This is a genomic window from Ruegeria sp. BG7, from assembly GCF_056535685.1.
Window position 1 is genome coordinate 1486232 of the sequence record NZ_JBQFIU010000001.1, and the last position, 21100, is coordinate 1507331.

At 55.1% G+C, this 21100-nt stretch carries 19 protein-coding genes and 1 pseudogene; 3 read left to right on the top strand and 17 right to left on the bottom strand.

Translation table 11 applies throughout. The annotated features are described in order from the left end of the window. Positions 1-346: 346 nt before the first annotated feature. A pseudogene (locus ACR3EH_RS07445) lies at positions 347-406 on the top strand (DUF3604 domain-containing protein); the annotation flags it as partial. A gap of 103 nt (positions 407-509) precedes the next feature. On the opposite strand, the gene ACR3EH_RS07450 reads toward ACR3EH_RS07445, so the two are convergent. The 8 genes from ACR3EH_RS07450 to ACR3EH_RS07485 form a co-directional block, all read right to left on the bottom strand. Next, positions 510-1259, bottom strand: a complete 750-nt coding sequence (locus ACR3EH_RS07450) for a proteasome-type protease (RefSeq protein WP_171675927.1) — start codon at positions 1257-1259, stop codon at positions 510-512. Between the two features lie 11 nt (positions 1260-1270). Beyond that, on the bottom strand, positions 1271-2068 hold the full coding sequence (locus ACR3EH_RS07455) for a transglutaminase family protein (protein ID WP_171675925.1): 798 nt from the start codon (positions 2066-2068) through the stop codon (positions 1271-1273). A gap of 4 nt (positions 2069-2072) precedes the next feature. Beyond that, the gene (locus tag ACR3EH_RS07460; protein WP_171184201.1) at positions 2073-3014 is read right to left on the bottom strand and encodes an alpha-E domain-containing protein; all 942 of its coding nucleotides are present in this window, start codon (positions 3012-3014) and stop codon (positions 2073-2075) included. A 2-nt stretch (positions 3015-3016) separates the two neighbouring features. Further along, on the bottom strand, positions 3017-4435 hold the full coding sequence (locus ACR3EH_RS07465; protein ID WP_171675923.1) for a circularly permuted type 2 ATP-grasp protein: 1419 nt from the start codon (positions 4433-4435) through the stop codon (positions 3017-3019). Positions 4436-5107: 672 nt separating this feature from the next. Further along, complete coding sequence (locus ACR3EH_RS07470; protein WP_171184198.1) at positions 5108-6349, bottom strand: membrane dipeptidase; 1242 nt, start codon at positions 6347-6349, stop codon at positions 5108-5110. Between the two features lie 47 nt (positions 6350-6396). After that, positions 6397-7575, bottom strand: coding sequence for a carbohydrate porin (locus tag ACR3EH_RS07475; protein ID WP_171184195.1), 1179 nt, complete (start codon positions 7573-7575; stop codon positions 6397-6399). Further along, a complete protein-coding gene (locus ACR3EH_RS07480; protein ID WP_171675921.1) occupies positions 7572-8336 on the bottom strand; it encodes a DUF3299 domain-containing protein in 765 nt (254 codons plus the stop codon). The genes ACR3EH_RS07475 and ACR3EH_RS07480 overlap by 4 nt, the downstream gene beginning before the upstream one ends. Positions 8337-8361: 25 nt before the next feature. Next, positions 8362-9759 carry an amidohydrolase family protein gene (locus ACR3EH_RS07485; protein WP_216600423.1) on the bottom strand — a complete coding sequence of 466 codons (1398 nt, stop codon included), beginning with the start codon at positions 9757-9759 and terminating at the stop codon, positions 8362-8364. A 142-nt stretch (positions 9760-9901) separates the two neighbouring features. Here ACR3EH_RS07485 and ACR3EH_RS07490 point away from each other — a divergent pair, with 142 nt between their 5' ends. Continuing rightward, a complete protein-coding gene (locus ACR3EH_RS07490) occupies positions 9902-10915 on the top strand; it encodes an AraC family transcriptional regulator (RefSeq protein WP_171184191.1) in 1014 nt (337 codons plus the stop codon). Between the two features lie 100 nt (positions 10916-11015). Here the strand turns inward: ACR3EH_RS07490 and ACR3EH_RS07495 are convergent, their stop codons facing one another. The 6 genes from ACR3EH_RS07495 to ACR3EH_RS07520 all read right to left on the bottom strand — a co-directional run bounded on the left by ACR3EH_RS07495 (position 11016) and on the right by ACR3EH_RS07520 (position 17275). After that, positions 11016-12026: a DUF2955 domain-containing protein gene (locus ACR3EH_RS07495; protein ID WP_171184189.1), complete on the bottom strand. Its 1011-nt coding sequence runs from the start codon at positions 12024-12026 to the stop codon at positions 11016-11018. Next, positions 12016-13080 carry an HlyD family secretion protein gene (locus ACR3EH_RS07500; protein ID WP_171093418.1) on the bottom strand — a complete coding sequence of 355 codons (1065 nt, stop codon included), beginning with the start codon at positions 13078-13080 and terminating at the stop codon, positions 12016-12018. Before ACR3EH_RS07500 ends, ACR3EH_RS07495 begins: the two co-directional genes overlap by 11 nt. Then, positions 13077-14156, bottom strand: coding sequence for an AI-2E family transporter (locus ACR3EH_RS07505; protein ID WP_171184185.1), 1080 nt, complete (start codon positions 14154-14156; stop codon positions 13077-13079). The genes ACR3EH_RS07500 and ACR3EH_RS07505 overlap by 4 nt, the downstream gene beginning before the upstream one ends. 177 nt (positions 14157-14333) lie before the next feature. Further along, a complete protein-coding gene (locus tag ACR3EH_RS07510) occupies positions 14334-14603 on the bottom strand; it encodes a potassium channel family protein (RefSeq protein WP_371732012.1) in 270 nt (89 codons plus the stop codon). A gap of 84 nt (positions 14604-14687) precedes the next feature. Further along, positions 14688-14963, bottom strand: a complete 276-nt coding sequence (locus tag ACR3EH_RS07515) for a hypothetical protein (protein ID WP_171184181.1) — start codon at positions 14961-14963, stop codon at positions 14688-14690. Between the two features lie 29 nt (positions 14964-14992). Further along, on the bottom strand, positions 14993-17275 hold the full coding sequence (locus ACR3EH_RS07520; protein ID WP_171184179.1) for an adenosylcobalamin-dependent ribonucleoside-diphosphate reductase: 2283 nt from the start codon (positions 17273-17275) through the stop codon (positions 14993-14995). 129 nt (positions 17276-17404) lie between these two features. On the opposite strand from ACR3EH_RS07520, the gene ACR3EH_RS07525 reads away from it, so the two are divergent. Continuing rightward, positions 17405-17836, top strand: a complete 432-nt coding sequence (locus ACR3EH_RS07525; RefSeq protein WP_171675920.1) for a DUF1489 family protein — start codon at positions 17405-17407, stop codon at positions 17834-17836. Here ACR3EH_RS07525 and hisG read toward each other — a convergent pair. Genes hisG through hisS form a run of 3 tightly spaced genes read right to left on the bottom strand, consistent with a single transcriptional unit; the run spans position 17833 to position 21098 of the window. After that, positions 17833-18522: an ATP phosphoribosyltransferase gene (hisG, locus tag ACR3EH_RS07530; RefSeq protein WP_171093427.1), complete on the bottom strand. Its 690-nt coding sequence runs from the start codon at positions 18520-18522 to the stop codon at positions 17833-17835. The two genes, ACR3EH_RS07525 and hisG, sit on opposite strands and share 4 nt — an antisense overlap. Next, positions 18519-19607, bottom strand: a complete 1089-nt coding sequence (locus tag ACR3EH_RS07535) for an ATP phosphoribosyltransferase regulatory subunit (RefSeq protein WP_171184175.1) — start codon at positions 19605-19607, stop codon at positions 18519-18521. Before ACR3EH_RS07535 ends, hisG begins: the two co-directional genes overlap by 4 nt. 3 nt (positions 19608-19610) lie before the next feature. After that, positions 19611-21098: a histidine--tRNA ligase gene (gene hisS, locus ACR3EH_RS07540; protein ID WP_171184173.1), complete on the bottom strand. Its 1488-nt coding sequence runs from the start codon at positions 21096-21098 to the stop codon at positions 19611-19613. Positions 21099-21100 lie beyond the last annotated feature (2 nt).

Genomic DNA, 21100 nt, shown 5'->3' on the forward strand with positions numbered 1-21100 from the left:
TAACAAGCGTTACCACTCCTTCAGTTGAGCGAAACCCCTCCCTCAGTTGAGCATACAGGTTTCGCTTGGTCAGTGTTGATCGGGTCGCTTAGACGGCTTGGCCTTCCTTCACTCCAATGCGAGTGGAGAAAGTGGTAATTAAGCATAAGTAAATAAACACTAAATCACGCTGACCCGTAAGCAAAGGTACTAAAAAGTAGGCTATTGATCCCTCTAGTTTAGCCATTGCGTGTTCACCGGGATTTTCTCCCAATCGCCCTAACGGGGCAAATCCATCTGCTCGGCATCAGTCAGAGCGTTTTCCAAAAAATGGGTCCAATGGACCAAACACAGGAGACTTTAAGCCCCTCGGTCTATACAAGAAAGGGCCTATACGTCGCCGATCTGGTACTCACCTCAGGGATGAGTGATATTAGCTTAAGACTAAAACTCACTAAGTCTGATCTGGGCTCGATGCGGACCTTCGCTGCAGTACATCCGAACGACCACTCTGCGGACAAAGCGAACGCTCAATCGTTTGACTTTCGCCCCAATCTGTATTCTGGAAGTTTGGCCAAGGCCGATTTCAACGCGTCACCCCATCCATCGGAAACACTGCGAAAGTACTGGTCATCAGCTTCGAATCTTGACCGCGTACCGCCGTCAAGGCTGTCTTCATCGTAGAGAAGCATGTCAAGCGGAGCCCCGACAGACAGATTGGCCTTAATCGTGGAGTCAAAACTGACGAGCAAGAGTTTTACGGTTTCTGAAAAACTCATTTCCGGATCATAGGCTCGCACCAAAATAGGGCGACCATATTTTGTCTCACCAATCTGAAAGAACGGGGTGTCGTCGCCGGCTTCGATAAAATTGCCTTCAGGGTAGATCAAAAACAGGCGAGACGGGCCGCCCTTGATCTGACCTCCAACAATGAGTGTCGCGTGAAAAGCGCTGTCAGCTTGCTGACCGGATCTGGCATGTTCCTCGATGACGTCGTTCAGTGTAGCCGCGACCAGTTGCGCGACTTGAAACATTGTCGGCGCTTCCAGGATCGATGGCGAACGATCTGCGGGCGCTTTTGTACGCTCTTCCAGAAGGCTTATTGTGGCCTGAGTAGTCGCGAGGTTCCCGGCCGTCAGGATCGTGATCGACCGGTCACCTTCGACTGTCCAATTGAACATCTTGTTGAAGGTCGAAACATTGTCGACGCCAGCATTCGTGCGCGTATCGGACATGAATACCAATCCGCAATTCAACCGCATGCCCACAGCATAGGTCATCAAACTCTCCGTTACTGCTGTGCGACTTGCAATTGCACTGTCAATTGCTCGCCCGCTGTCCCAAATCTGTTCCCTATTACCGGGGCAGCTTGGGCATAGTCCAGACCAGTTGCGACACGTACGTATCGATCGTCAGGTGAGATCCCGTTAGAAACATCAAACCCGACCCAGCCAAGCCCGTCCAAATGAACTTCGGCCCAGGCATGGGTTGCGTCCTGTAGCTCCGTTTCGTTCATCATCAGGTAACCCGATACATAGCGCGCTGGCACTCCGATCTGTCGTGCGCAAGCAATGAAAACATGCGTATGGTCCTGACACACGCCGCACCCAGCTTTAAGAGCGTCCTCTGCGCTCCAGCCCGGTTGCGAACTTCCAATTTCGTACGCGACCAGAGTTCGAACGCTTTCAGACAGGTCATGCATCTGCTCCAGCGGTTCACCTTTGGGCAATGCACCAACTACACCGGCGACCCCTTTCCCTGGTGCTGTCTGAGGTGTGCTTCTTTGGAACAACCACAAAGGCGTCGACCCTTCGTGACGCCCGAGAACGCCGTGTGTGTCTTCCACCTCAACGACGCCTTCAGAAATCAACGAGATGTTTTGGGTATTGGTTTCGAAACTGATCAATTCCACCGTATTGCGGTGGTAGTCTTCAAATGTCAGTTCTTTGCGCCCGCCGGTGATTTGGGTGTTCCAACTCACTATGCTCTGATTGCGAAATGACTTTGGTGTTTTCCTCAGTTGCTGCAGCCCGAAGGGAACCGGCGCGTCGAAGTCGTATCGTGTCTCGTGTCGAATGTGCAGTTTCATTTGGCTACTCGTAGAACCGGTAATCAATCTCGATTTGACGGCTTAAGTTGCCGAGATCCGTCAAAAAATCCTGAATGTACTCATGGAGCCCAAATTCAAAGATATCGGAAATCTTCTGGTCCAGGTATTTTTCGTAGAGAGCATTTGACGCCTCGCATGACGGTCCGGCAAAACCATAGTCCTTCTTCAGGTAAGACAGGTTCTCTTGAATCTTTCTGCAGCAGAAGTGAAGACTGCGCGGCATCCGCTGATCCAGGATCAGGAACCGGGCAATATCTGACGGTCGGGTTTTTTCGCCATGGGTCATTCGATACCCCCCGCCTGCGCCGACGGACCGGAGGATGCTTTCCCATTGGATGTTGTCCAAGGACGAGCCGACCGAGAAGGCTGTGGGCAGAAGTACATAGTATTTCACGTCCAGAATGCGCCCGGTATTGTCGGCCCGCTCGACAAATGTGCCAATGCGGGTGAAGTCGAAAATGTCATTTCGCAGCATTGTTCCCAATGTGGCACCACGGACCAAAGCCGCCTGTTGCCGAATAAGCTCCAGCGTCGCTGGCAGGTCCCGCTCATTCACACGCCGCTTCATGACCTCATCAATCTGCATCCAAGTCGCATTTACAGCACTCCAGACATCGTGGGTCAGCGCGGTTCGAACGAGGCGCGCGTTGTCTCGTGCTTGCTTGATAACCGACTTGATCGAGGACGGGTTGTCAGCGTCACGCAGCATCCAATCGACGGCATTCTCTTTTGAGATGTCATCGTATTTGGCGTGATACCCGTCCAGAACCCCGGCCGTTTTCAGAACAGAGCCCCATTCTTCGGCGGAGTTCTTAGTACGGGTCAACGCCATCCTCTGACCTGTTTCCAGCAGCCTGGCCGTGTTTTCCGCTCGCTCCAGGTACCGGGACATCCAGAACAACCCACCAGCAGTTTTTCCCAGCATGGTCAGTCCTCCAGAACCCAAGTGTCTTTGGTCCCGCCACCCTGGCTCGAGTTCACGACCAGTGACCCTTTCTTCAGCGCTACGCGGGTCAGGCCGCCGGGTGTGATATTGATCCCTTCAGGTGACACCAAAACGAACGGACGCAAATCGACATGTCTGGGGGCAAGGCCCGAACGCGCGAAAATCGGCACCGTCGAGAGCGATAAGGTCGGTTGAGCAATATAGTTGGCTGGCCGCGATTTGAGCTTATCGCGGAAAGCCAAAATCTCCTTCTTGCTGGCAGTCGGGCCGATCAACATCCCGTAGCCGCCAGACCCGTGCACTTCTTTCACAACAAGCTCGGAAAGATTGTCCAGTACATAAGACAAAGAGTCGGGGTCACTGCACCGCCAGGTAGGAACATTCTGAAGCAGAGGCTTCTCGCCCGTGTAGAACTCAACGATCTCGGGCATGTAGGAATAGATCGCCTTGTCATCGGCAATACCCGTTCCGGGCGCATTGGCGATTGTGATGCCGCCTGCGCGGTAAACGTCCAGAATGCCAGGCACGCCCAATGCGCTATCAGGGTTGAAATTCAGCGGATCCAGGAAGTCGTCATCAACCCGGCGATAAAGCACGTCGATGGGAGTATAGCCTCTGGTGGTGCGCATGCAGACGCGTCCGTCGACAACCCGCAGGTCGTGACCTTCAACCAATTCCACGGCCATCTGATCAGCAAGAAACGCATGTTCGTAATAGGCCGAATTATAGATGCCGGGGGTTAAAACCGCGACAGTGGGTTCCCCGTTTGCGCAAGCCGGTGCACAGGCCGCCAGCGACCGTCGTAGATTGCGGGGGTAGTCAGAAACATTCCGAACATTGGTCGCGCTAAAAAGCTCAGGGAACATCTTCAGCATCGTCTCCCGGTTCTCCAGCATATAGCTGACCCCGGATGGCGTTCGGGCGTTGTCTTCCAGTACGAAAAACTCGTCTGGGCCGGTTCGCACCAGATCGACGCCGACAATGTGCGTATAAACCTGACCGGGCGGTGAGACACCAAGCATCTGCGGCAGGAACGCTTCATTTCCGGCAATCATCTCAGCCGGCACACGCCCGGCCCGGACTATTTCCTGACGGTGATAAATGTCGTGTAGAAATGCGTTGATTGCCCGCACCCGCTGTTCGATACCGCGTTCCAGCCGCTGCCATTCGCGCGTTGAAATGACTCGTGGCACGATATCAAACGGTATCAGGCGTTCCTCGGCCTCGGCTTTGCCGTAGACGTTAAAAGTTATACCCGTCAGCCTGAAAACCTCTTCGGCTTCGCGCTGTTTCGCCCTCAGTCGTGATGCGTCTTCCGCATTGAACCAGCGGCCGATCTCTTCGTATGGACCTCTGAGCGATCCATCGCCGTTGAACATTTCATCAAAATACACACTCATGCTTTGAGTTTTACGCATAGATCAGATTTTTCAAGTCATTCAGGCTTGGTTGGAAGCTGCCTTTAGAAGGAGCGTCTAATTTTCAGGCTAACTGGATAATTTCGTGAACTTAACAACGTGGCGTTCTTCGTGTCTCTAATTGAAGTCACATTCAGTGTTTTGAGTTCAACAGTATCTGGTTTTGTACTGCATCCGAACGTCCGCATTGGGCTCAACTCGGTCATTCGCTACCGATCTTAAAAACGTCCGCTTTGGGACCGGACGAGAATTTGCGGCACATTTTTTTGGGAGGGTATCTTACTTAAATGTGTAGCCAATTGCCCCCATACCCCCCACGGCAGGTGACGACCGCTGCGCCTCCGCTGCAAACGCGTTACTGCTCTTAATGAAATTCAGCTTTTAGGTTGAACCAAAACACACTTGCAGCATTGCATTGCTTTGTCGATTGTGAGAGCGTCAAGCTACTGGCAACGCAAGACATCTTTCAATGGGGTGTCGGTGGCGGCAGTGGAAAACAGCACCTTGTTGCACGTGCGGGTTGGGTTAGAGCGCTTCGTTTACACCGAAGATGTCGGGAGTTCGAGTCTCTCATCACCCACCATCCGTTCCAGAAAAACTTCGACACAGACACACCCCTCGGGGCCTAACTCCGTTGTTACATGTCTTGAAAACCTATCGCGAATAGAACCCATCTCGAAGTTCTTTTCTCAAAAGCAGACGCTCAGGGTATTCCTTCAGAAACTGTTCGGGTGGCTTGCCTTCCCATACCTGCGCGTAGACCCGCATCTTGTTACCGCCATATATCTTTGCAAGGTCTTCGTTGGAATAGCCACGGGCCCAAAGGTCATCGGTAATTGCCGCAAGGATTTTGGCCAGTTCGCCGTTACCGGTCGCTCCTTTGTTGAACGCATCGATCATATAGCCGCCATCGTCGTACATACTCGCGTTTGCGGTCGCCCATTGCACGACAAGTTCAAGCGAGAACATGTCATCCGTTGCAATTCCAACGTGGTCAACACCCACAAGCTGGACATAATAGTCGATCATATCAGCGGCCTGCTTAGGTGAGATATCCTCGGGCCAGACACCGTCCATCATCCATTCTGTGAACGTTGGGGAAACGTAGCCACCGGACTTGGCCGCGCGCAGCGCCTCATCGTCGGGAATGGCCCGATAACACCCTTTTAGCGTCGCATTGGGCCCATTCGCGTACAACCCTGCAGGAACTGAGTGCGTGTAAACATAGGGCACGCCGGGATAGTTCTCATCCATGTAGTCCATGGCGTCATTGGCCGTTTTCGAGCCCGTATGGCTTAGGTCCAGGAGGATGCCAAACCTGACCATTTCATCGATGACCGACTTCCCCCAGGGGGTCAGACCAATGTCGCGGCCGTTATAGGCCGCCAACTGCCCAGAACCAGTTCGGAAAATGTCATTGTAAGCCAGGATCATACTTTTGATCCCTATGTCCTTGAGCACGGCCATCTTCCTCAGGTCGCCGTCCAAAATCGTGGCCGTTTGGCTGTTCCAGATCACCGCCGTCTTGCCCTGTATGTGGGCAGCTTCAATATCACGGGTTTCATTCACGATGAGATAGTTTTCCGGTTGCTGGGCCATGGCAGCACGGAAGTGGTAATGTTGATCAAGAAAGGTGTCGAAAGACATATCCGCAGCGGCAAGCGTCATCTCATGCCCGGTGATACCGTTTTCCCGCGCACGCGCGAAGTAAGTGTGCAGCTGCTCGTCTTCAGTCCAGCCAGTGCCATAGGGGCTGGCCAACATGCCGAGGACAATTGTGTCCTGCACAAACTGCTTCGCCTCTTCTGACGCCTCCCACGTCTTGCTTTCCTCGCTCGCATGTAACGCGCCACCAAAAGTGATCGCTATGGCGCTTACGGCCAACAGGGTCTTCATGACAGAGCCTCCTAAGTTGATATGTTTTGCCGCCGCATGAACCCCCTTCAAAAAACGACCCGGGTTCTTAGGCCGAACAGCGTAATGCTGTCCTGAGTGGGGTTCAGCAGCGGGTTGGAAATGAACTGCACCGATGGTGTGATCTGCAATCCCGGTGAGATTGAAAACCGGTAGAAAGCTTCAAGCGTGAACTGTGTCCCGTCTATGCCCCTGGCTTCGGCCCAGTTCAGGCCAACACCAGCCAAATCGGTATTGCGACCGTAATATCCCAGACCGGCAGATATCGACCGATCGTAAAGAGCTGCTGTTCCTTTTGAGGCCCCTGCCCGAAAGAACGGCATCCACTTATTGTCGACAAACCATGCCGCAGAAAATGCAGCGCCATAGTCTTCCGCTCGGCTGCCATCATCAGCCGCATCCGCATGCCAGAGGGTCAAATGGATATTGTCGAAATAGATACGATCAAAGCCGGAAGTGTACCCAAGTTCGAGTGATTTGAAGAGATTGCCGTCGCTGAACACATCGAAATTTGGGTCAGACGGGTCTGCGTTCGCGTCCGACACGCTCGCAACTGCGTAGAGTTTTTCGCTTAGCTTAACCCCACCCGCGATCCCCAATCCTTGATTGGGTGTATTGATCGTCGGGTTGGTGTTGAAGGACAGGTTCTGGAATCCGCTGTAGGGACTGACCAACCCATAGATGTCCACGAAGTCCGTGACATCAATCTGCCCAACTTGCAGCGTCCACGACCCGTTCTCGGCCCTTTGGGTCCAAAACAGGTTGGTAAGTAACAAACCGTTGTCGTTGAACGCTGTCCCCGTGATAGAGAGGGCACCACCATCAAGCCCGAGAAATTGGGGGGCAACGCCGGTATAACTGTGTCGCTGCTCGATCTTGAATGTCACAGAACCACGCTCGGTTGCCTGCCAACTGCCATAGAACCGAGCAATTCCACCGGCCGCTTCACCGGTGCCCAGATCAGCATTTGTGGTTTGGCCAAGCGCCAAGTAATCAATGTTGAATCGAAACCCGTCCTCGGCCAGCCGGTCTTTCCACGTAAACCAACCCGGGGCTACGTTGCGCGGAAAATCTGAACGGTATTGCGGATCGGTCAATCCGTCGCCGGGTTCAAGCTCGGCTTGCACCGAAGAAGGGCCGGACAATCCTTGGGCCGAGGCCGTGCCAGCAGATGAAATTACCAAGGCAGTAAGCAGGTTCTTTATCATTCGGACGCTCTTGCCCCGCCCGTCTTGCGATCACCCGCCGCGCGGATGCGATCAGCGGCACGCCGTTTCCACTCCAACCTGTCCGCCTCGGTTTCTAGGGTTTCAACACTGTCCGTTTCCAGTTGGAATGTCGCGCTCATGGGCATCAGGCCATCCACGACCATCATGCTCTGAACGGACGGGTCAATTGTCAGCCTGCCCGTCAGTCTTACCGGTTCATGATAATAGCTGGGTGCCCAATCGTCGTTCAACCGCACACGGATCATCTGGTTAGGAGGAGGCGGAGGCATGTGGCTGCACATCCCACGCTCTGGCACCAAGTAGGCCACAGGTCGCCCGTCAGGATCACTTGGGGCTGGAATGGCAAAGCCGGCCAGTGTGACGGTCTGGCCGTTATGTTGCGGATTTCCATCCGTTGCTGCTTTTCTTCGGCGTTCTGTCACGACCTCTCGCTGATCGAGCAGCCAGTCGATATCAATGTCCTCTGCGGCCAAAGCATCCTCAGTCTCAGCCAGCAGTTCTTGCCATTTCTGCCGTTCTTCTTCGCTGCCATTGCCCTGCTCCATCCTGCCGCGCAGTCGGACAACAAACAGAACATCGTCGAACTGTTCCGGGCTGAGATCTCGATAAGGGTCTTCAAACACCTGCGCGGATGGGTCTGGAAGGTCCGCCCAGTCCACCGCAACCCCATTCGCGGCCAACGCGGGGGGAGCACACCAAACCAACCCTGCGACTATTATGGATCGTAACCAATTGCGCATGAACACCCTCCGGCTGCGGTATCAATCAGTCCAGCGTATTTTTGTATATCACGCCATCCTTCATAATCAGGCGGATAGTTTCAGGGCTTTCCGGCCTGGGGTCCGCACCGAACCATTGATCGCCCGTCCCAACGACAGAGAAGTCTTCGAGAGGATTTCCATCAATCAAAAGGATGTCGGCATAAGCGCCAGCTTCGATCACACCAAGCTTTCCAGCCGTATACGGGTTCATAAAGTCACCCGACAAAGCGACCACCTCACCACCTGTCGATGTCAGCGTCACCAACGAGGTGAACGGGCCGAAAAATTCATTGTTCAGGTGTTTTTCGTAGGCAATCTGGATATTGCACGCCTCCACCGACCCTACACAGTCTGTCTGGAACCCTCGCTTCACCGGGCATTCCTTCATGTTGTCGATATAGCCCGCAAACGTGGCCGAGGCAGATTTTGCCTTGGCAAGGCTCGACGGGACGTTTGCCACCGCAGGAATATCAAGCAAACCGGGATCAAAGGCCGTTAGGTTGGTCGTGATGTATGCCCCCTTTTCGTTCATGACCTCAGCGATTTCACAATCGAACGAGAACCCATGTTCGATCGACATCACACCTGCATCCAGCGCATTCAAGATTGCTTCTTTTCGGTAAGAATGCGCCATGACGTAGCTGCCATATTCATTTGCGACTTGCACGGCTGCTTTGATTTCCTCTGGCGATCCAGCCAGCAATTGCCATGGATCAAAGGCAGAAACCACGCCGCCGGATTGCATGAATTTCAACTGCGTGGCGCCCATGCGAAAGTTGTTGCGCGCAAACTTATAGACGTCATCGACACCGCTGATCTCTTGCGCCAGGTTCAGACGGCTCATGTTCGTTTCAGCGCCCGGTGGAGCAGTGAAATTTGCGAAGTCTGCATGACCACCCCGTGTTCCAATAAATGCCCCGGAAGGATAGTACCGGGGGCCGTCGATTTGCCCTGCATCAATGGCCCTTCGCAGCCCGCCATTGGCGCCACCCGCATCCCTGACTGTGGTGAAACCCTGCATCAAATACATCTCGGCCATCCGTGCACCGTGAATGGCAAAGTCCTCCCATGTCGTGTTGGCCTCCATCGCCGGCAGCGTCGGACCCATCAGCATAAGGTGAGCGTGAAGTTCAATGAAGCCGGGCGTCAGCGTTCGCCCACCACCGTCAATGACAGTTGCGTTGGGTGCATCGATCGCGTCGACGGAAACCGCCTTGATCAGATTGCCTTCAACAAGAACACTCGCATTTTCGATACGCTGCTCATTTACGCCATCAAAGACATGGACGTTGGTGAACAACGTTTGCGGCTCGTCCTGATCCTGAGCCGACGCAAACATAGGAAAAGTCAAAACCGCTACTGCAGTCACTGACGCGTAAAAGGACATTCGTGAGCCAGACATAAGGTCCCTCCTCATATTCATGTTTTTATAACTGTAGAGTGGAAACTTTTAGGTCGGTTGCCACTTTTGCATTAAGATGTTCGAATATGAAGGCTAAAGTGGCCACCGAGTAAAACTGCTGGTCCAACCAAAGGTGACAAGCTTGCCGTTCAACTCAACCTCTCAAGAACACAGCGAAGGCTTTATCCGCCTTGCTTTAGCGGCCCCGTTTTTGCAGTTTCTCACCACCCGAGGGATCAATCCACAACCAGCTTTGGATCAGGTCGGATTGAAAGCTGAACTGTTGTCCGACCCTTCTGTCTATGTCCACTCAGAGTTGGTCTATGGTCTGTTGAATGCCTTCTCTGAACTGTCGGGCGATCGATTTCTTGGACTGAATGTAGGGGAAACATTCGATCTGCAAGGATGGCCTCCGTTCGCTGATGCCTTGCAATCGACAACAACGCTTTTCGAATTTTTTGCGCGTTTTGTTGGGCTTGTTCCGCAGGAATCCAACTCTGTGCGGCACAGTCTCGTCATAGAAGCCGACAAAGCGATTTATCGGATCGAGAGACAACAGGAACCAACGGTTCAACCTATTCAGGTCACAGGTTTTGGGGCCGCAATATACGTGCGTCTGTTGCAAACCGTTGTCGGAAGTTCCTGGGACCCCGCGCAAGTGCGTTGGGAAAGCAGATACATCAATGGCCTGCCACTCGACTACAAAGGGATCGAGGTCGGCCTTGGAACCGATCCCGGGATGCAAATCAGCTTTCCCGTGGAATGGCTGTTCCTGAACCACGTTTCAAATGCATCGGCTGCGCCTGTCGCCTCAGTTCGGGAAAAGGAAGAAGTGACCGTGGTCGCTGCATTGCGATCTGTCTTGCGCGACAAGTTGGATGAAACCGATTTAGGGCCAGAAGTGGTGGCCGGGTTGCTGGGTATACCACCAGAACGATTTTCCCGAGCGCTTCAGCAGCAAGGCACAACGCTGCCCCGCGAGATCAAGCGGCTGCGCGTTGATGTCGCCAAAGAACATCTGAAAAAGAGTGCGATGACAATTGCAGAGATTGGACTAACGCTCGGCTATTCGGACAAGTCCCATTTCACCCGGTTTTTCCGCGGGCAAACCGGCACAACGCCGACGCAGTACCGACTGGAACAGAAGTCAAAGTAAACTTCGCAAGATCCCGCGCTGCATCCGCTTACGTTCCGTTTGCGCGAATATCGCCTGAGCAATTGCCGGACTTTTGGTAAACCCGGTTTACCTCGGAAGGTCACTGAGCTGCGCGTTGCTTTCTTTCCGGCCAGAACTCATCAACAACGACATATGCCGCAATGACAAAGAAAGCGGCGCTGGCGACTTGAAAAACGCGCGTGATGCTTTTGACGTCCGCCTCATCCGAAAACGGAGAAATCGACCCGCCATAAACGATAAGCACCGTCGTTAACGCCGAACCTGCCGCTGCAGCCAGCGGGATCTGAGTTTTTCCAAGGGCCCCGAGTGACAGGCAGAAAAACAGGCATACCAGGATCGGTGTCAGAATGACTGGCGCGATGACGTTTAGCTCATAGCAGATGATGGATATTGCCGCTCCGAGAAGGTTTGCTGTCAGCATGGCTTTGGCAACCGTTTTGCCCATCGATGGCATTGCAGCAAGTTGCTGGCTCAGAAGCGCAACAAAGAACAGGACCAACAACGCAGACGCGCCTGAGATAAAAAACGCCATGGCAAACGGCACCGTTACAAGCGACATTCTTACAATCCGCCGATTGGGATCAAAGTCCGAAGACGCCGCGGCTTTCTTCTGAGCGCCAGTCTGAGGTTCGGCGGGTAACAACACAAACATCAGGGTCGATACGAAACCTGCAAATAGCAGGTTCAACGGTATCCAGAACACCAGCACCAACGCCAAATCCTGTGATTGCAAAACAAGATTTGGAATCATCAATGCACCCATCAGGGCGATGACACCGGGCAGAACTCCTGCTCCTGAAACTGACCACATGAAGGACAGGATAATCCCGATGGCCACCAGAATGAGAAACACAACAGGATATGGAGCAAAGACCGACGACAGAAGGAAGGAAATGAACATCAATCCAATCGAAAAGACGAACAGTTTCGCGAAGGCCGCCAAGGGTAAAGCAGCAGGTGCCTGAAGGAACAGGGCGGTGAACACAGCCCCAACCACGGCAAGCGGCCACCCCAGAAACAGACCCAAGGCGAAGACACCGGTCACACCCAGTGCAAGCCGGATAACGGAGTTCCGATCCTCAGTACGCATAGGACAGGATGGACACCAAGCGAATGTAGGTCCGACCGACCATATTCAGCAGCGAGTTGTCGCTCAGATACATGATCACATCAGCCTGGCCGTTTAGTTGGAAGCGAAGATCATCTTCGGCGTTTCCGGCCTCATATCCTGGCAGAACGATCCGCACCGGAAATCGTTCCGGTTCACGCAGAAAGCCTTTGGTGCTGGGCGGGCTTGCCAATTGTCCCGGCTCATCCCCACCACTCAGGGATACGGCCGCGCTAAAACTCTCAATCACGCCCGGAACAATTTTGCCGGGGTGCATGTCCAGCACGACGTCAACCGGCGATCCCACCGAAGCGCGGCCAAGGTTGTTCTCGGTAAAGTAAGCCTCAACCCAGACATCCGTTGCATCCAAAAACGTCAACAGGTCCTGACCGGATCTGGCATATGTACCGGGGGCGATCAAAAGATTGGATATCACGCCCGTCGCCGGGGCACGTAATTCCGTCCATTCAAGGTTCAGCTCTGCATCTGCCAAAGCCGCCAAAGCGCGCTGAATTTTTGGGTTTTCGATACCGTCATCACCCAGCCTTTGCTTGGCTTTTTCCAAATCCGCTTTGGCATTTTCGAAATTCGCTTCAGATTCTGCAAGCTGCCCGCGAGCGTCATCGGCCTTTGAAACGGCGATCAACCCTTTCTTTTCAAGCGCAAACACGCGCTCGGTTTGAATGCGCATCGTATCAAGATCACTTTGCGCCCTGGCCAGTTTGGCTTGTGCAGCGCTTACCTCGGCCGAGGAGGCCCCCACTTCCTGTGTGGCCGCTTCCAGATCAGCTTCAGCCTTGTCGCGGTCGATTTCATAAGGTCTTGGGTCAATCCGAACCAGAACATCTCCTGCCGAGACGACCTGACCGTTTTCAACAAGAACCTCGGTCACTGTCCCAGTGACCTGCGGTACGATCTGGGTCGCGATGGCCTTTACCCTGGCGTTTCCGGTGAACGGTGTTTTTCGGTCAGCGACGAGGTACCAGACCAGAAAGATCAGAATGACGGCCAGCGTTGTCCAAATCGTCTTCCTCATTTTGCTTCTCCGTCCGCAACACCTTCAGTTGCGGGTGGGGAGTCGATCCAGACTTTGAACAACTCATAAAAGACGGCGAACAGAACCGGCCCCATAAATATGCCGATCAGACCGTAAGCCATCATGCCTCCGAGAACACCGATCAGGATAACCAGCATGGGTGTCTCAAGACCCTTTGAGATGAACACTGGTCTCAGGAAGCTGTCCATTATGGCAACGGGAATGGCCAATATTGTGAAGATCAAAGCCGCACCCCCGGACATCGAACTCCATGCGTAGATGATAACTGGCAAAAGAACCAAACCGGGCCCAATCTGAATGATCGAGAGTATCAGGCAGATAAATGCCAACGTTGCAGCCGATGAAATCCCAAAGAGAACCAGCAATATCCAAACAACGACGGCCTGAATGGCCGCCACGCCGATCACGCCTTTGGTCACGTTTCGGATTGTTGCTCCGGCCAGTGTAATGAATTCGCCGCCACGCGGAGCGAAAACACGGTTCGCAAAACGCTGCAAACCTTGAACCAGAGTTGGTCCGGGGCTGAACAAGGCCCCCATGATCAACACGGACAAAGCAAGACCGAGTAGTCCGATACCGATCCCCAGAACCTTACCAAAAAGCGACTTGGTGATCTCAAGGATTTGCGCACCGTATTTTGCCAACGCGCCGTCCAGATTGCGCTCAAACATGCCCCAAACTTCGGAAATTTTGTTTCCGACCAACGGCAGTTCCTTAAGGCCTTCTGGTGCCGGTGGGATTTTCAACTCACCTCTGTCGGCCTGCTCGGCAAAATCTGACCCAAGTTCTGCGGCACCGGATACAGCCGTTGCGACCGGCCCCAGGGTTAACACCAGGCCCAATAAAACCAGGATTGTCGCAGCAAGCTTTTTCCGCCCTCCCATCTTGGATTGCAGCCAATCAAACACAGGGTAAAGCGCGACGCACAGGATCGTGGCCCAGATGACCACACTGGCAAGCGGGGCCACCATGACCAAAGCGCTGTAGAGGAACAATCCGAGAAAGAGCAACCGTATCGCGAGGTCGACAATCTTCGCATCTTGAGTCTTTTCCATACCATCCCTCCAAAAACTTGTTTTGTGTACATTATACTCAAAAAACGTAATATGTATATTTTTTAACCCGCAAAAGACGTTAGCAAGTTGAAGAGTTTAAGAAGCCCGGCCGCGATTTAATTTCATGAAGCGCATTGCGGTCTACGCCAGAGAAGAACCGGCTAAACTTGGCGCTGCTTATTTTTGATTTTTGTCATCGTCCTGCGACAGGATCGTATCCGCCACAGTGGTCGCTGCGGTCACAAAGATACCGAGGCCAACAATGATATACACCATCGTAAAAATCTTCCCCGCCGCGGTTTCAGGAGAAAAGTCACCGAACCCAACCGTGGAGATTGTAACAACAGAAAAGTAGATAGAATCCAGCCAGCTCCAACCTTCGACATAATGGTAAAACACCGATGCCCACAGGATCATACCGGTAGTGAAGGCAAGCAGGCCCTTCACCCTGCCATCCTTAAAGGCGACGCCTATCCCTCGTGTTATTCTGGTTAACGAATTCATAACACCACAATACCTATAAATGCATTTCTACATAGTGTTTTTTGAATTTAACGTCTGAGCGATCATTTTTAGGTCGCTCTTTCCTTCCAGGATCGCATGTTGGTTGGGGTCGAGATTCAACTCAGAAAAATCAATACGCTGCAATCTGTGCGCTTCCCAGATCACCCAGCTCGAAGCAAATGGTGGCGACGCCGTCCGGTTCGCAAACAGAAAAGCCACCGCCCTCAGGGAGCGATGGCGATCTTTTGTGTTCAGAACTTCAATCTGCAACTGGTTAAGTTGCAGATTGATGCGCGCGTTCACGACATCAAGTTAATCCGGCAGGCGACGGTCTAACCACACTTGGAATGCCCGCAACTGCGGCAGGTCATGCAACCCTCGATCATCACCATGTCATACTGACCGCAGGATGGGCAGGCTTTGCCGCGTGGTGCGTCCATGTTGACGACTTGTGCCTGTGGGTCGGATTTCAGACCCATCCCCTCGCCTTCCAGAAAACCGATATTGATCATGTGCTGCTCGATCACACCGCCAATCGCGGCCAATATCGACGGGATGTATTTCCCCTGCACCCAGGCCCCACCACGCGGGTCGAACACGGCTTTCAGCTCTTCGACGACAAAGGACACATCCCCACCGCGACGGAAAACGGCCGAGATCATGCGGGTCAGTGCCAGCGTCCAGGCATAATGCTCCATGTTCTTCGAATTGATGAACACCTCGAAGGGGCGGCGGCGACCTCCGATGACGATATCGTTGATGGTCAGGTAAATCGCATGCTCGCTGTCGGGCCACTTCAGCTTGTATGTGGACCCTTCCAACGCCTGCGGACGGTCCAGCGGTTCGGACATGTAAATCACGTCTCCACCATCGACCTCATGCGGCGCATCTGCGCTTTCTCCCGGCACTTTGTCATCGCTTTCCGAAACGGTCAGGACCGAGCCGGTCACATCATTCGGACGGTAGGTGGTGCAGCCTTTGCAACCCTTATCCCAGGCTTGCATATAGACATCCTTGAACGCATCAAAGCCGATATCTTCAGGGCAGTTGATCGTCTTGGAAATCGAACTGTCGATCCATTTCTGCGCCGCCGCTTGCATCTTGACGTGATCGGACGGGGACAGGGTTTGCGCGTTGACGAAATAGTCCGGCAGTTCTGTGTCACCGAACTTGTCGCGCCACATCTGCACCGCGTAATCCACGACCTCTTCTTCGGTCCGCGAACCGTCTTTCTGCAAAACCTTGCGCGTGTAAGCGTAGGCAAAAACCGGCTCGATACCCGACGACACGTTGCCCGCGTACAATGAGATCGTACCGGTCGGCGCAATCGAAGTCAGAAGCGCATTGCGGATACCATGGTCTCGGATCGCGTCACGCACATCCTCATCCATCTGAAGCATCGTGCCGCTGGCCAGGTATTTCTCGGCGTCGAACAGGGGGAACGCCCCTTTTTCCTTCGCCAAGTCGACCGACGCCAGATACGCGGCGCGGGCGATTGCGTGCAACCAGCGCTCGGTCTGACGCGCCGCGTCGTCTGAGCCATAGCGCAAGCCCAACATCAGCAGCGCATCCGCCAGACCGGTTACGCCAAGACCGATGCGGCGTTTGTCCTGCGCCTCGGCCTCTTGTTCGGCCAGCGGAAATTTCGAGGCATCCACCACGTTGTCCATCATCCGAACAGCGGTGGCGACAAGCTTTTGCAAAGCCTCCTCGTCCAGATGGGCTGCGTCCTCAAACGGGTCCGCGACCAGACGCGCCAGGTTGATCGAGCCCAACAGACACGCGCCATAAGGCGGCAGAGGTTGTTCGCCGCACGGATTGGTGGCGGCAATGGTTTCAACGTAGCTGAGGTTATTGGCCTGATTGATGCGGTCGATGAAGATTACACCCGGCTCGGCATAGTCATAGGTCGCCTGCATGATCTTGTTCCACAGATCACGCGCCTGAACGGTGTGATAGACCTTGTCGCCAAACACCAGCTCCCACGGGCCATCGGCTTTGACGGCCTCCATGAACGGATCAGTTACAAGCACCGACATGTTGAACATGCGCAGACGGGCCGGGTCGGACTTGGCGGTGATAAACTGTTCGATATCGGGGTGGTCACAGCGCATGGTCGCCATCATCGCCCCACGGCGCGAGCCTGCGGACATGATCGTGCGGCACATCGCATCCCAGACATCCATAAAGCTCAGCGGGCCCGAGGCATCTGCCGCGACGCCTTTAACGTCTGCACCGCGCGGTCGGATGGTCGAGAAGTCATACCCGATCCCGCCGCCCTGCTGCATGGTCAACGCAGCCTCTTTCAGCATGTCGAAAATGCCGCCCATACTGTCGGGCACTGTGCCCATGACAAAGCAGTTGAACAGTGTCACCTGTCGCGCGGTACCCGCACCCGCTGTGATCCGCCCCGCAGGCAGGTATTTGAAGTCCTCCAGCGCCTGATAGAACTCTTTTTCCCAATGCGAAGGGTCTTTTTCGACCCGCGCCAGATCGCGGGCAATACGCCGCCAACTGTCTTCGACCGTCTGATCGATGGGTGTGCCGTCCGCTTGTTTAAAGCGGTATTTCATGTCCCAGATCTGCTCGGCGATGGGGGCGGCAAAGCGGCTCATTGGTGATTCCCTGTTCTGAAAGAGGTATCCAGAGTACCCTAAATCACACCCAGACCACAACACCTTGATGACTGCGTACTGTGAGCTACAATATAAAGATCGGCCTTGGGACGACTCTGTGGGAAAGCTGTGGATAAGTACGTAAACCTCATAAAACTGTCTGTCGGGTCAGAAAGCGTCGATACGCTGATAGCCTGGCAGGACAGCAGAAAGCCCCTGTATCATGACGGCTGTCCGCGCCACGTGACCCGCATGTGGCCCAAGCGCGAGGCTGAGATTCTGAATGGCGGCTCAATCTATTGGGTTATCAAAGGCGTGATCCAGTGTCGTCAGCGCATCCTGCGATTGGATGAGGTGATCGAAGAGGACGGCATCCGCCGGTGTGCCATTGTGCTAGACCCCGAGGTCCATCGGACTCAGAACGCCCTGAAGCGCCCGTTTCAGGGATGGCGTTATCTCAAGCCTGAGGACACACCAGCTGATTTGCCCAAAAACCGCGAGCAGGACGATGCCCTGCCGGATGACCTCAACCGCGCGCTGGCAGAGATAGGGGTGCTTTAACGCAGCCGATCCAGCAGGTCAGACAGAACCGCCTTCTCCGTCGCGTCGTATTTAGCAACCCGGCTACGCCACAGCGTGGCCTGCGATTGCAGGATCAGACCGTCAGACAGGATTTTCAGGTGGTTGGCCCGCAGCGTTTCGCCAGTCGAGGTGATGTCGGCGATCGCCTCAGCGGTTTCGTTCATTACCGTGCCTTCGGTCGCGCCCTGGCTGTCGACCAGAGTGTAATCGGCCACACCTGCATCGGTCAGGAACTCTCGGACCAGCCGGTGATACTTGGTCGCAATCCGAAGGCGGTGGCCATGGGTCTTGCGAAACGCCGCCGCCGCGGCATCCAGATCGTCAAGCGTATCGACATCGACCCAACAGGCCGGCGTTGCAATGATCAGATCCGCCTTGCCAAAGCCCAGCTGCGAGATCTCTTCCAACTGCTGTTCCCAACGCGGCAGTTTCTCGTGCACCAGATCAATACCGGTGACACCCATGTGGATCCGCCCCGCCGCCAGTTCGCGCGGGATTTCCCCGGCAGACAGCAGAACCAGCGAGACCCCATCAATCCCTTCGACCTTGCCCGCATATTCCCGATCTGATCCGCTGCGGGACAAAGCAATGCCGCGCTTCTCGAACCACGAGAAGGTCTTTTCCATCAACCGGCCCTTCGAGGGCACGCCCAGTTTCAGGCTCATTGCGCGCCCTCCTCGATCTCGAGCATCAGGTCGGGCCTCAGCACGCCACCAACGGCAGGGATTTCGGCCCCGTTGCCCAATTGCCGGGTCAGCGCATCATAGCGCCCGCCGGTCGCGATCGGAGGCAGATCGGGGCGGCCTTCGGCATAAAAACCGAAAACAAACCCGTCGTAGTATTCCATCGAGGTCCGGCCATACGCGGCTTCAAAATCCAAACGCGCGACATCGACACCACGCGCCTGCAACGCGGCCACGCGGGCCTCCAGCCGGTCCAGCGCCGGGGAGATCTGTGGCAAATCCACCGCGACGTCGCGCAGTTGCTCCATCGCAAAGGGCATGGTCTCACGCACATTCAGCAGCGTTTCCAAGCCGACAAGCTCACTGTCAGAAATCGGCGGGGTATCACGATCCTCGCGCAAAGCTTCGATCCGCGCCTCGATTTCCGAGGCCCGACGTTTTCCGATCATAGGCGCGTCAAATACCATCGGTTCGGTGGCGTTCAGCAGATCAGACCGCAGCTCGGGCTCTGGCGTCCTGCCCGCGTAACGATCCAGCAGAACACGGAATCGGCGTGGCCGCCACAGGTGGCGCATCAGCGCGGCTTTGCGACGCTCGGTCGTACGCAACCCGGCCACAGCGGCCGTCAGGATACCGATATCCCCGGTGGCTGCACGCAACGGCAAACCGCGCAGTTGTAGCGCAAAAAGCGAGAAGACCTCGGCATCGGCCCCGGCAGGATCGTTCCGGTCAAACACCTCATAGCCGACCTGAATGTATTCATTGGCCCGGTCCGGGTCGTGTTCCTGCCGCCTGAAAACCTCACCCGAATAGGTATAGCGCGCGGGCTCGGCCCCGTCGCTCATATGCATCTGCACTACGGGCAACGTGAAATCCGGGCGCAGCATCTGTTCGCCGCGCAGGGCGTCCGACGTCACATAGGCGCGGGCGCGGATGTCTTCGCCGTAAAGATCCAGCAAAGTTTCCGCCGGCTGCAACAGGGGCGTATCCACGACCTGAGCGCCAGCCGCCTCGAACCGGACACGCATCATTGCGGCGCGGGCCTGTATCTGGGAACGGTTGGGCATGGGTCAGTCCTGACTTTCCAGAATTTCGCGCACCTTCGCGACCAGATCACCGCGTGGCACTTCGAACTGGCTGGGGCGCTCTTTCCATTCCTCCAGCGTGGCGCTTTCGGCGATCTTGGCACCAAGGATCAGGTCCTTGATCTGCACGATGCCATTGGCTTTTTCGTCACCGCCTTCAATCACTGCTATTGGAGAATTCCGCTTGTCCGCGTATTTTAGCTGATTGCCGAAGTTCTTGGGATTGCCCAGATAGACCTCGGCGCGAATGCCCGCGTTACGCAGCTCCGCCACCATTGCCTGATAGTCGGCCATCCGGTCGCGATCCATGACCGTGACAACCACAGGACCTGTTGCTTGGGCAGCGATCCGCCCCTTTTCACGCAGAGCAGCCAGTAGACGGTCAACGCCGATCGAGATACCGGTCGCAGGCACTTCCTGCCCGGTGAAGCGTTTGACCAGATCGTCATAGCGCCCTCCACCCGAGACCGACCCGAACTGCCGCTTGCGGCCTTTCTCGTCGAAAATCTCAAAGGTCAGTTCAGCCTCATAGACCGGGCCGGTGTAGTAACCGAGACCGCGTACAACGGACGGATCTATCTCGATCCGGTCCGAACGGTAACCGCCTGCATCCAGCAGCGCGCCAATCTGTTCCAACTCGGCGATGCCATCCGCACCGATCTTGCTGTTGCCCACGGCCGCACGCAGGTTGGCCAGCGTTCCGGCAGTATCCGCAGCCTTTGAGGTCAAAAACGCAATCACCGGCTCGGCTTGGTCATCGCTCAGGCCCACGCCGTCGATAAATGCGCCTGAGGCATCCAACCGGCCTTTGGTCAGCAGTTCACGCACACCAGCCTCGCCCACCTTGTCGAACTTGTCGATGGTGCGCAGAACGTTGTCGCGCGCGGCGGCGTCCTCGCCCAGGCCCATCGCCTCGAGCACGCCGTTTAGAACCTTGCGGTTGTTGACCCGGACCAGATAGTCGCCACGCGGAATACCCACGGTCTCCAACGTATCCGACAACATCGCGCAGATCTCGGCGTCTGCAGCCATCGAGGCCGTGCCGACCGTATCCGCATCACACTGATAAAACTGACGATACCGCCCCGGCCCTGGCTTTTCGTTGCGCCAGACCGGACCCATCGCATAGCGGCGATAGGGTGTCGGAAGGTCGTTGCGGTGTTGCGCATAAACCCGCGCCAAAGGCGCAGTCAGGTCATAGCGCAAGGCCATCCAATCGCCATTGCCGCCTTCGTCGAATTCCTGCCAGGCAAAGACGCCTTCGTTTGGGCGATCCACGTCGGGCAGGAACTTGCCCAGCGCCTCGACTGTCTCAACCGCGCTGCTTTCCAACGCGTCAAACCCGTAACGATGATAGACACCCGCAATCGTCCGCAGCATCTCGGTGCGCTGCGTGACTTCCTCGCCGAAATAGTCGCGGAACCCTTTTGGCGTTACGGCCTTGGGGCGGGGCTGTTTCTTGGGCTTGGCCATGT